The organism is Parasphingorhabdus sp., from assembly GCF_036963705.1.
Classification (GTDB): Bacteria; Pseudomonadota; Alphaproteobacteria; order Sphingomonadales; family Sphingomonadaceae; genus Parasphingorhabdus.
Genome location: NZ_JBALUT010000079.1, coordinates 1 through 11,042, shown reverse-complemented (window position 1 = coordinate 11,042; position 11,042 = coordinate 1). Strand labels below are relative to the sequence as shown.

Sequence of the window (11,042 nt, the reverse complement as noted above, 5' to 3'; positions counted from 1 at the left end):
CTGCTTCTGGATTGATGATCGCAGTGAGTTCACTGTCTTGCCACAGCGGATCAATCTCGGAAATATAAAGAATGTCGATAGATCCTGCTTCAAGGCAGAGAAAATCAGCAACAATCTCCATCCAGTAGATTAGCGGATAAGCATACCAGTGGACATGCCAGCTGGAATAATATTGGCTCGCGCCGCCAATGGCCGATGGTCCCGAGATGGAACGATAGCCAATATCAAATCCGGGATCGATCTTGAGCCCGCCCAGATTGACAAAGCACCAGGGCTTCATGCTGACATCGGCAAGCCGCACCGGCTCCCAGAACCCCATCGCAATGCCGGGGCGCAAACCGCAAAGGCATACGGGCAGCGCGGGGTTTTTAGGATCAGGTCTGCTCGATGGCCAGATATCCAAAGCGCCAATTGACAGAGGAAACAGACAGGACCAGCAGATATCGGTGATCGGATTGACAAATTTGCCGGTGCAGCGGCCAGGGCCCGCATCGGCGCGCGCTGGCGATGAGACAAGCAGGCTGAATGCCAGCACGAGCAAGAGCCATACGGGTTTTAATCTGAAGATTTTTCGAAACAATGTTTTCATTGGCTTCGCTCCTGCTCCCCGGAAAGCGCAAATTGGCGGATGCGCAGCATCCGGCCCTGTTGATCGACCATTGCGGGTAGCGCCTTGATGTCGAAATGCGCGGTCAGTTTTCCGCTCTGATCAAAATAGAAACGTCGTTGCCGAGCTTTCATAAGTTGAAGCGGTGCACCCTTTGTCAGAATGAGTTTTGCCGTCTTTGATTTTTGCGCAAATGCCCATTCGAGCTGCGCGGGGTCATCGCCGTCTAAAAAAATCAACGCCGTGCGCAATGGAACGGTATCGAGAGGATTGACCCTGGTTCCTTTGGCCCAGATCCTGCGCCCATCATGATCCAATATATCGGCCTGCAATGTGATGGTTGGATCGAACAAGCGCGTGGTGGCTTTTGTCGCTCTCACCAATCCTGCAACTGGCTTGGGGCGGTTTACTCGCGCTATGGTGCGCGCTTTGAGTTTCTGGTTGAGCCGGTCAATGTCACCGTTCTTGTCCATGGTCTGAAGGCGCGACTGAATCTGTTCGAGTAAATCCGGTTCGATAATCGGGAAATGCGTACCCTGCTGGCCATAGTCGCGCGCCAATGCCGGTGACGACAGCAGGGCCGTAATGAGGAAAGGCAAAGATAGTCTGTTCACAATATTGCCCTCCCGGTGCCAATAATCCGGGGCGCGCAAATGAAACCAATCTCGCCATAGCGGCTATCAAAGCCATGTTTGTGGGACGTTCCGACATAATAGCAGCCGCCCGGAATGATGCCTACTGGACCTTTGGTAAGCGCTGCCCCTTTACGGGTTCTGGGTTTGGTTCGCGCCACAAGCCTATTGTTGATAAAGACATTTTTGCCGTCATGGCGAACCCGATCGCCCGGCATGCCCAATATCCGCTTTCCGAAGATCTGCGGTTTCGCGCCAAAGTGATTGATGAGTAGTTCTGAACGCGGTGGCTCGAAGAATATCAACGCGCCCCGAGAAGGGGTAAAATTCTTATCCAGCCAGAATGCCCAGTTGGGCAGGCTGGGACTGGCATTGATCAAGAGCGCATGGTTGTCGCTGAATTTGGCTATCGGCGCGTAGAGCAACGGGATCGCTGCCAGCATTGCCAGAACAAGCGGGCGTTTCAGGCGGGATATGAGAGCGCTCATTGCGGTTTCTCCCGGCTGTCGTTTTCCAGTTTTTGGGCGATTTTGACTTTAAGCTGCAACGTGGCATCGGGTGTATTTTTGGAGAGCACGGCTTCAGCAACCAAAATCACATGTCCGCTACGGCCCAAATCATCCACCGCCGCTTCGGTTGCTTTGAGATACCGGGCAATGGCCTCGCGCGTCACTTCCGGATCAGTTGCGCCCTTTGCTTCTGCGTCAACGAAATCCCGCATGATCTCGGACATGCGGACCTGCACTATTTGTTGCTTGTTAGGTTCGATCAGACGCAAGCTGACCCAGATGATCCACAAAATCGCCGCCGTGACCAGAAGGACCATGATAACTGATCGCCCGCTTGGCAGATGCTCTGAGAAAATTGCAAATTTGCTCATGTCTTGCTCCTTATGGGAAAGCTACCCGCTATCCGCCTGGTAAACCCTGGCATCCGAAGCGCCGCGATCAGAGCAGTAGACCCAAAGAATATGATTTTAAGATCGCTAGAAAACGCCAATCTGCGTATCCCGTCCGCTTCGAGATAGCGGCTGCTCATATTGTCCAGATGCGTGAACAGCCCGAGCAAATCCCAGCCCGATAACAGCAGGAAAAAGCACAGCGGCAGGCCGAGCGCCATCAATACCGAGCTCATGGTGAACAACGATGCTTCCAGCATGATGTGGCAAGTGGTTTGAAAAAACTGCTTTAGTGGGAACGGAGCGCGATTGCAGCGCCGGTCCTTGCTTGTCCCAAGGGAAAGATAAGAATCAAACAGCGTATCGGTTTTGTCAGGCATTGTGCTTGCCCTTCCGATTGTCGGCGCCAACACCGGACACGCGGGCGATCGCCTGTGCCAGAGAAGCACCCGCTTCCTGCTCAGCCTCGATCGCAGCATAAACATCGGGCGAAGAAGAATAGATGCAGGCGGAATAGGGATCGAGAACCAGGCGTCCAATGGCTTGCGTTTCCGGGCCTTTGATAAAGACCTCGCTATATTCCTCGCCCGAACGTTTTAAACTGCGGATCAACGTTTCGGTGCGATCATCCATGTCGAGACGGTCGTTTTTGCGGAAGTCGGCAATGGTTTCCGGTTTTTGCTGGAGCACCAGCATCCAGTCACTATTTTCGAGCGCTGCGGTAGCGCCGTCTGATTTATAATAATCATTGAGTGACTGCGTGGCTGTTGCCAGCGCGCCGCCATATTTGCGTGCAGTACGCGCATAGGTTTCAACAAACTCGCCCATCGAGCCGCCTTTAAGGAGCGACCATGCTTCATCAATCAAAAGCAATTTCTTGGTGCTGCGCGGGCTTTGGGTCATGGCTTGGCTGGTCATGAACATGATAGCGCAAAGAATGACCGATCTCAGATCCTCGCGCGTTGCCAGGTCAGACATTTCAAAAACTGTAAAATCATCATCGAGCGCAATACTTGCCTGGCCTTCGAAAAAGCCGCCATAGCTTCCGCCGCTCATATAGGGTCCGATGGCAACGCTCAGATCATCGGCTACGGGATTGGAAATGCCTGCGAACGCTGTTGCTACATCATTAATGGTGCCGCCGCTTCCCAGCGCTTCCCAGACTGTTGTAACAGCCTGATCGATCAGGCCGCGCTCTGTATCGGTAAGCCGGTCGCTGTGCCGCGCCATTTGACCGACAATCGCTTTGATCATCGCAATGCAGTCGAGCTTATAATCATCGTCTTCGGCAGCGCGCACATCATCAATCATCGAGAATGGATTGAGCGAGAAACCGGATTTGAGGGTAAACTCGACAAAACGCCCGCCTTGCAATTTAACCGAATGCTCGAACGAGCGGCCGTCATCAATCACAACGACTTTCGCGCCCGCGCCGCGCAGGCTCGCGCACATTTCCTGAAGCAATACCGATTTTCCGGAACCGGATTTACCGCAGATCGCGACATTGTGATTGCCCGCGTCATTTTCAAATGGCGACCAATAGAATGGCTGCCCGCGCCTGCCGACCAGCAGCAGATGTGGCAGCGGCCCGCCCAGAAACTCGCCCTGCAACGGCGCAATATGAGCCGCGCTTGTCGAAAGCATGGTTTTAAGGCGCTTTAAGCGTTTGAGATCATGGGCAAGACCATCCGCCAGTGTCATGGGCATGGCGGCGATCAGCCCGTGGAGCTGGAGAAAGCGCTCGTCGGCCAAATCCCAACCAGCAGCCTTGTAGATAGCCTTGATCGAGCGTTCATGTGCATCGCCGAGGCCGAGTGGCGAATAGCTGGTTACGCCGTAAAACAATTGCACCAGTCTTTTGCCAGCCTGCAATTCTGCCTGGACATGGCTCCATTCGGAAGATTGCTGGGCGAGCTTGGGCAGAAACCGCGCGCTTTTGGATTGGCTGAGGCTGGTCGTGCGCATGAATTTGAAACCGGCTTTTGCAGACGCGCCCTCGCGGTCGGGATAGACCAGACACAGCATAGTCGCAGCCGGGCAGGGAAACCGCAGTTTGTCGGTGAACATGTCACCGATTAGCCGCGCGCATTCCCAAGGCGCCCATCGTTCAGGCATTTGCCTCACGCCAAAATGCCGGATATCGAAGGCATCGGGATAAATAGCACCGATCTCAGGTGTGCCATCAGCGCTGCGCCCGATTTCCCGGAACCGTTCGGTGCGCAAGATCATCCGGTCGTCGTGGGCTTCGAGTTCAATATCACGGCGGATCGCTTGACTGGCGATATCGTCGAGCGGATTATATTCGGTTCGGTCCTCTTGCGGTGCCGTCGTAGGAGAGGTCAAATCATCAACGAGCGCGATGAGTTCCTGCGGTTCCATTTCATTTGCATCAATGCCAAGAGACGTCAGTACGCCGATAAGCCCGTCGCGGCACTGCGTAAGTTCGTTATCATCGACATTTGCGGTGTCTGGAACGCCCAGCGATATAACCAAATTATGGCAGCGGGCATGAAATGGCGCATGGGCAGATCCGCTTTCCCAGACCAGATCATAAAGCCTTTTTGATCTATGGCGCGCCATTGCTTCATATACGCCGCCCTGTGCGTAGCGCTTGGCAAACCACGGGGCGACTACCTGGCCAATGCGCGGGCTGGCAAAATGTAAAATCTGCAAGCACGCGCCTTCGGGCATGCCTTCTGAAAAAAACTGCCCCAATATTTCACCCGTGCGTTCATCCGCGCCAATCAGCGGCGCGGCGGACAATATAAATCCTTTTGAGCGCGCGTTGCGATACAGCCGCGGCCCGGTATCAAAAACCCGGTATGGCAGCCAGTCCGACAGCATATCGAGCGCGATGCTCGGTTTTGCATGGTCAGCGGTTTGGTGATCACCAAACAGTCCCGACAATAGTTTTGCGCGCGCAGATGGAATGGAGAAGGTCATCTTCCCTTCTCCTGGCTGGGCAGTCTGTTGGTCCCGCGTATCTTGGCGGCTTCGATGGCCTCAATACTTGGCAGACCATCTTTCGTGATTGCTCTCAAAACAGGGTGAGGGGTTCGACTTGCTGGGGGAGGGAGCCCATCGAACCCCTCGATTGCCGGCATGTTTGCACCGGCAATTGCCTCTCGCACGGTCAAGGGGTACGAACCACGCGAGGGCAAATTATATGAGTTTTTGAAAAATGGATCAGCGTCGTCCATCGATTCTGATGGCGTTTCGCTGGAGTTATCGTCTGCGCTAAGCGCGCCACCGGAAGTGTCTTTGGGTTCTTGCTTGGCCCCACTGGAGATATCGCGCGCCATTTGCCTCGCGATATTTATATCATCGTCAGCCAATGTAGAAGCCCAGTCGGGAGATCTTGCGACTACGTGCACGCTGCGGGCTTCATGCAAATTACCCGACGCATCGACAAATCCGGGAAAGACAATCTTGAGCACCCGTTCGCCCGTCCGCGCGGTTTGCGTCGCCGATATCAGACCTCGCCTGCCACTTGATGGAACTCGATCGATCATAGCAACGCTCGCCGCTGCATCAATTTGCGATGTTGGCGCGCAGCTACCGCCCGGCGCCTTGCAATCAAAACTGCCGCTAATATTGCTGCCCAGACTAGCGCAGGATGCCAGTGAGACGCAGGAAAGCGCAATCAAGCCCAATGGAAAGCGCGCGCGTGTCATTTTGCACCTTTTGGATTGGAGTTCAGGAACGCGCGGATTTCAGAAGCGCCGCGATATCCTTCAAGCACCGCGCCATCACTTGCGCGCACCATGACCGGCGTCCCGGAAAAACCGTGGCTTCGTGCAAAGGCCTCATTGGCATCAAGACCCGAGGTGTCGCATGACTTTTGCTTCTTTGGTGTTTCGCCGGAATAGGCTTGGTGCAATGCCTTTGCAGGATCACGCGAACAGATCACCGCTTCGGCCAGTTTTCGGCTCTTTTCGCCCAGAATCGAAATTGGTCGCTCTTCGACGCGCACGCGTGCTTTTTTGAGTTCTGCCGTCAGACGCTTACAATAGCTGCAATTGAAGTCGGAAAATACGATGAGCTTGGGCCCGGACTTGGATCCCCAATGGACCGCGCCCGACGGCTTTAAGTCCGCGACGGGAACTTTGGAGACTAGTTTGTTGGCGCGCTGTTCCGCAGTATTCTGCTTGCTGGCATTTGCGCCCGCAGATCCTGCGACCAGCAGCTGCGGATTAAGCTCGAGCAGTTTTGCCGCCGTCAGGTCTGCCCGGCTTTCCATATCGTACAGACGCCCGACAAATAGATAGCGCGCGCGTTCATCAATATAGAATAATGTCTTTTCCGATACGACCTCGCAAAGGCCGCCAAAACCCTGACAGGTGAGGCTGGTAATGGGTGTTTTCGGGAGGCGCAGCTCGATAGCCGTTCGAACATCCTGGAGCACTGCTGCGGCATTGGCTGGAGCAGAAATGAAGCTGGCTGCAACAAGGCCGGAAACCATCCCGCCGCTTGCAACAGCAAGCGCAATGGCTGCCGCCTTTGATTTTAGGTTCCTGCCTAGTTTCTGATATTTGAAATTCACTTTTTTTCACTCCTTACGTGGACGCCGTCGAGAAAGACGATCTCGACATCGATGCCGGTCGGCATCTCGACGACAGGTTGATATTGTTCGGCTCGTTCGATGAGATATTTGGAGACAGTATCGGCGGCATCGCCAGCGCCCTGGCCAAGACCGCCGGTCAATATGTCCGCGCCCGATAGGCTATCGCGTTTCCCGTCCGCGCCAATCTGACCGGAAAATATGCCGTTGGCATTGGCGGAAAAGCCGCGCCCAAACCCGCCGACAATCCCGGCAAGCAGGGCTTGACTGACAAGATTGCCTTCGCGGCTGACAACGCGGCCGCGCACGCCGGATTTACCGGCAAAGCTGATAAACCCTTTGACCTCGCTGACGGCAACCCGTCCGCCTGGCTGATCGCAGGTCATGCGGGCGAGTTTCACATAGACCTTCTCTGATGACAGATCGCCGCGCGCTGCGCCGTTAACAATGCATCCAGTGATATTGGTGGTGAGCAGCTTGCCGTTCTTGATTACCGAGCGGGCAGGGCCGGTAATGCGCAATACAACTGGAAGCGGATCGCTCTGACTGGCAACCCCGACCGAGGCATCAACGCCGACGATGACTTTTGCAGGTGCATAGCTGTTGGGCGGCAGATATTCCGGACTGTCTTCAACCAGCACCGGTGATATTTCCGATGTGCGTTTCTTGGTAAATTTCGATCCCTGCTCTGCGCTTCCGAAATTGAGGATTTTTACCTCGCTCGTTGGAGAACCACCTGGCGAAATTTCTGTACCATCGGGCGATCCAAGCGATGCAGACTGACGGTCAAAATCTCCGCCTCGCGGACCATAGGTTGGCGGCGTTGTTGGGGGCGGCGGCGCGTCTTTCTCTTCCAGCTGCGTTTTCAGACCCGCGTTTTCCGCTGAAATCGCATCGATGGCTGCTTGCCCGTTGGCGCGCATTTCGCTGTTTTCGAGCCGAAGCGCTTCAATCTGTTCCTCTATTTCTCGTGTAGGGAGCTGCGCTTCCTTGAGCGCCTTTTGATCCTGCGTGAGTTTATTGAGCCGGTTTTCATAAGCCGCGACAAACTCGCGCTGGGAGAGATTGCGGTTGACCAGACTGCCAGCGTCAATGGTCACTATGCCGCTTTCTTGCGTACCTTTTTCATCGCCATCACCGGCAAACAGAAACCAACCGCCTGCGATCAGTGCGAGACTGCCAATACCGGCAAGCAGCATATTTTGCCGCCGCGCGATCTTCTTGTTGAGGCCAGCGCGCGCATGTCCGGGTTCTGCTTCTGTGTCCGCAGCCTGGGTTGCCGTTTTGACGTCGCTCATTGGTCTGCCCCCCGGGTCGCGGTGACAACAAAGGCCGATGTGCTTGTTCCGGCCCCCAGTGTGTTTTGGGCAAGGGAAATTGCGCGCGCAGATTTGGGTGCGAGCTCTTCTTCATTGAGTTCGACTGCGGTTCTTCCGCGATTGGTGAGAATGAATTGCTGCGCGTTAAAACCTGCGCCGCGATATTCTGCGATGAGCTGGACTTCGATGGATCCGGTTCGAACAGGCCGCGTCATCCGCTGGCGCACGCTGTAACCGGGAGGCGCTGTGCCCTCCGCCACCGCTTTCACCAAAGCAATGATGGTCTGTTCTTCGCTTCTTTCGTTTTCCCATGTCTCCGCCTCCGGTTTTGCAAGGGCGGGATTAGTTATAAAAAGCTGATGCGCTTCAACAGGGGCCGTGTGACAGACGAATTTATAGACAAACCCCTGTTTACTGGTGGCAAAGAAGCTAGCGCTGTCACTGGCAAAGCTGGGCGGCACGGAAATATAAATATCGCCGCGCACCGGTTCGTGCGTTACCCCGAAATCATTATAGGGATAGCCCGAAGCGATTTTTGAAACACTTGAAAACTCGTCACCAACCAAAGCAATGCGGGTCAGCTCATCGCGCGATAATGTGCAGTCAATTTTTGCATTATCTGCCGCCTCGACAAACTGGTCTGCCAAAGCCGGTGATGCGCTGAATGAAAGGGCGGTAATAAGTAATGCCACGCCAAGAGTTTTAAATCCGGTATCGGGAATTCGCGTAATGCCCCAACTGATGCTCGCTATGCCGCTGCCTAAAAGACAGGCAGGCAGGGTGAATGATATGCTGCTCATGACGAGGCATCCTTCTCGATTGATTTCTGCTGAATTTGTTGATCGCGCTCGGTTGGGATCTGCGCAAAACCGGTCAGCGCAAGCCGAAGGCCTGAGTAGGTCCAGCTAAAGACAAATTTACGCTCCTCGCTGGCAATTACCTGCGCGCCGACAAACGTCTTGAGTGTTCCGGTCACTTCAGACTTGAGTTCTTTCGGATCGATGACAAGCGAACGGATGACAAACGCCTGGGCAATATCGGAGCCGCGTTGTTCGGAAACGATTTTAACCAATTCTGATTTCAGGCGCCCATGGGCGCTGGGATCGGCCAGTTTGAGAATCTGCTCCATCCAGTAATCAAGCCCTTCAGGGCTGCGGTTGAGCAGCATGAGAGCGGTATCGCGGGTGACGAGCTCCATATATTCACGGGACACGCCTGCGCTCGATAAAGTCAGCGATTGTCCGGTTACAGGTACCAGCACGATTTCACGCGGCTGCATTGATCCAGCTGCAATGGCGACCAGACTAGTTACCGCTAACCCCGCAGCTAAGAGGGCCAGCCAGTTGCGTTGCCGCAGCAGGCGCTGGGCCGATTGATGTGCTATTTGTGCTTCCATCTTCTCCTCTTTCAACCGGCCAGAAGTCGGCAGTAGGAGGGCGGCGTGGCTCTCAATCCCAGAAACGAACCGGGCAGATACCAATAGACAGCATGCAGGAGCTGCGCGCTCGCACCGCCAGATTTTGCTTTTCGAAGAGCGAACCAGGCGACAAATGCTAGTGCGATTCCTACAAAAATATGCTGCGCTAATATGCCCCAGGCGAACGGGATGATCAGGCCAAGAAACTCGTCGATCGTCCAAAATCCGATGAGTTCGGGATCATCAAGCCGCCGGGGCAAAAGATATCTGTCAGCCATTTGTGCCGCCCTCCTTGCCGGTCGCAGTCGTTAAATGACTGCCGTGACAACAGAGGTGACGATGGGAACGCCGGTCCCGACGCCGATACCGACGCCTACGGGTACCGCGATTTGCCCCAATGAAAAGCGTCCGGATGCAAGACCAATAAGCCCCGCAGCCAGACTGAGAACGGTAATGATCTTGCCACCAGAACCTTCTAGAAAGTCGGTAAATTTTGCCAGCGCAGGATCAAAGGTATTGTCTGCGCCCGCATAGGCAGCCGTTGCACACAGAAGCGCAACGGCTGCTGGAATGAGATAATCGGATGCGCGCCGGCGTGTTTGAGAAATATTGGTCATAGAAAATCACTTTCGCTTGAGAAACATGAAACAGCATGCGTTCGCTGTATGTTCTTTGTGCATCGGTGATCCGCCTGTAGGAAAACAGGAAATGCCAAATTGGATGTATCCCAAGCTAAAAGCGACAATTTGGAAGGGAAATGGGCATAGCCGAACAGCGATTGCGCTAATCTGCCCGGAACTGTTCAGGCCAGCACAGCAGTTGTTCTCATTTAAACAGAAGCTGTTTTTAACAGAACAGGAAACCCGGATCAGTTGATTCGTAATTTCCTATTTGTTCTATTTATGTTCTTTTCATTTTCCTACAGGTGCGCCTTCAAGATATCAGGTGATTCGTTCTCTTAAAGACAGGATGAATGACATGACTGAAACCAATGGAATTTCCGAGGCGCATATCAAAGCCGGCGTATCTATGCTGCTTAATCAGGCGGCCTCAACATCAGGCCGTTCTCAAGTGCGCATTGCGCGCGCGGCTGAAATTGACCGGGGCACGATGCGGCGTATCTTGGCCGGCAAACGCGAAGCTACCGTAAGTGAAGCCTTGCGTATATTATATGGCACGGGCGCATCGCCGCATGCCCATTTGCTTCTTTATCTAGCTTCAGATCAGGACAAGGCATCACGCTGGATGCAAACGGATCTAGCCTTGTTTTTTGAAGAACTGGTTCGCCATTTGCCAGATGTCCTAGAAACCCAGCTTGGTGATCACCTCCACGGTGTCAAACCGCATTGGGCGAAGGGGACTGCTCAACGCGTCGCGCGACTGCTCGCTGAGCACATGGACGACCTCGCCCGGAAGGATACGCTTCTGGGCGATGGCTTCGATCGCGCACATGGAGGCGGATATGCTTGATATTGAGCCAAATAAACTGCCAGATCCGCCTGCGGCACGTTTGCTCCGTCTGAAAGAAGTCCAGCACCGTGTCGGACTAGGACGATCAACCATCTATCGCTGGATGGACGATGGGAAATTTCCTAGGCCTCATTCAAT

At 54.3% G+C, this 11,042-nt stretch carries 15 protein-coding genes; 2 read left to right on the top strand and 13 right to left on the bottom strand.

All coding sequences use genetic code 11. The features are described 5' to 3' along the window. The 13 genes from V7680_RS13610 to V7680_RS13550 all read right to left on the bottom strand — a co-directional run. Nucleotides 1-589 (bottom strand): TraU family protein (locus V7680_RS13610; protein ID WP_335653809.1); only part of this gene is annotated, 589 nt, incomplete at its 3' end. Further along, nucleotides 586-1,221, bottom strand: a complete 636-nt coding sequence (traW, locus tag V7680_RS13605) for a type-F conjugative transfer system protein TraW (RefSeq protein WP_335653808.1) — start codon at nucleotides 1,219-1,221, stop codon at nucleotides 586-588. The genes traW and V7680_RS13610, both read right to left, overlap by 4 nt. Then, on the bottom strand, nucleotides 1,218-1,727 hold the full coding sequence (locus tag V7680_RS13600) for a S26 family signal peptidase (protein WP_100092275.1): 510 nt from the start codon (nucleotides 1,725-1,727) through the stop codon (nucleotides 1,218-1,220). The genes traW and V7680_RS13600 overlap by 4 nt, the downstream gene beginning before the upstream one ends. Continuing rightward, the gene (locus V7680_RS13595; RefSeq protein ID WP_335653807.1) at nucleotides 1,724-2,119 is read right to left on the bottom strand and encodes a TrbI F-type domain-containing protein; all 396 of its coding nucleotides are present in this window, start codon (nucleotides 2,117-2,119) and stop codon (nucleotides 1,724-1,726) included. Before V7680_RS13595 ends, V7680_RS13600 begins: the two co-directional genes overlap by 4 nt. Then, a complete protein-coding gene (locus V7680_RS13590; RefSeq protein WP_335653806.1) occupies nucleotides 2,116-2,517 on the bottom strand; it encodes a hypothetical protein in 402 nt (133 codons plus the stop codon). The genes V7680_RS13595 and V7680_RS13590 overlap by 4 nt, the downstream gene beginning before the upstream one ends. Further along, nucleotides 2,510-5,080, bottom strand: coding sequence for a type IV secretion system protein TraC (gene traC / locus V7680_RS13585; RefSeq protein WP_335653805.1), 2,571 nt, complete (start codon nucleotides 5,078-5,080; stop codon nucleotides 2,510-2,512). The genes V7680_RS13590 and traC overlap by 8 nt, the downstream gene beginning before the upstream one ends. Further along, complete coding sequence (locus tag V7680_RS13580; RefSeq protein ID WP_335653804.1) at nucleotides 5,077-5,811, bottom strand: hypothetical protein; 735 nt, start codon at nucleotides 5,809-5,811, stop codon at nucleotides 5,077-5,079. Before V7680_RS13580 ends, traC begins: the two co-directional genes overlap by 4 nt. Next, nucleotides 5,808-6,680 carry a DsbC family protein gene (locus V7680_RS13575; protein ID WP_335653803.1) on the bottom strand — a complete coding sequence of 291 codons (873 nt, stop codon included), beginning with the start codon at nucleotides 6,678-6,680 and terminating at the stop codon, nucleotides 5,808-5,810. Before V7680_RS13575 ends, V7680_RS13580 begins: the two co-directional genes overlap by 4 nt. Beyond that, the gene (locus V7680_RS13570) at nucleotides 6,677-7,996 is read right to left on the bottom strand and encodes a TrbI/VirB10 family protein (RefSeq protein ID WP_335653802.1); all 1,320 of its coding nucleotides are present in this window, start codon (nucleotides 7,994-7,996) and stop codon (nucleotides 6,677-6,679) included. The genes V7680_RS13575 and V7680_RS13570 overlap by 4 nt, the downstream gene beginning before the upstream one ends. Beyond that, entirely contained in the window at nucleotides 7,993-8,817 is an 825-nt protein-coding gene (locus V7680_RS13565) for a type-F conjugative transfer system secretin TraK (protein ID WP_335653801.1), read from the bottom strand. The genes V7680_RS13570 and V7680_RS13565 overlap by 4 nt, the downstream gene beginning before the upstream one ends. Then, a complete protein-coding gene (locus V7680_RS13560) occupies nucleotides 8,814-9,413 on the bottom strand; it encodes a type IV conjugative transfer system protein TraE (RefSeq protein WP_335653800.1) in 600 nt (199 codons plus the stop codon). The genes V7680_RS13565 and V7680_RS13560 overlap by 4 nt, the downstream gene beginning before the upstream one ends. An 11-nt stretch (nucleotides 9,414-9,424) precedes the next feature. Then, nucleotides 9,425-9,712, bottom strand: a complete 288-nt coding sequence (traL, locus tag V7680_RS13555; RefSeq protein ID WP_335653799.1) for a type IV conjugative transfer system protein TraL — start codon at nucleotides 9,710-9,712, stop codon at nucleotides 9,425-9,427. Nucleotides 9,713-9,742: 30 nt separating this feature from the next. Beyond that, nucleotides 9,743-10,051: a TrbC/VirB2 family protein gene (locus V7680_RS13550; protein WP_335653798.1), complete on the bottom strand. Its 309-nt coding sequence runs from the start codon at nucleotides 10,049-10,051 to the stop codon at nucleotides 9,743-9,745. 361 nt (nucleotides 10,052-10,412) lie between these two features. On the opposite strand from V7680_RS13550, the gene V7680_RS13545 reads away from it, so the two are divergent. Together V7680_RS13545 and V7680_RS13540 are read left to right on the top strand one after the other, a co-directional pair. Then, a complete protein-coding gene (locus V7680_RS13545; protein WP_335653797.1) occupies nucleotides 10,413-10,904 on the top strand; it encodes a helix-turn-helix domain-containing protein in 492 nt (163 codons plus the stop codon). Next, on the top strand, nucleotides 10,867-11,042 hold a 176-nt coding region (locus tag V7680_RS13540), incomplete at its 3' end, for a helix-turn-helix transcriptional regulator (RefSeq protein WP_442955049.1). The genes V7680_RS13545 and V7680_RS13540, both read left to right, overlap by 38 nt.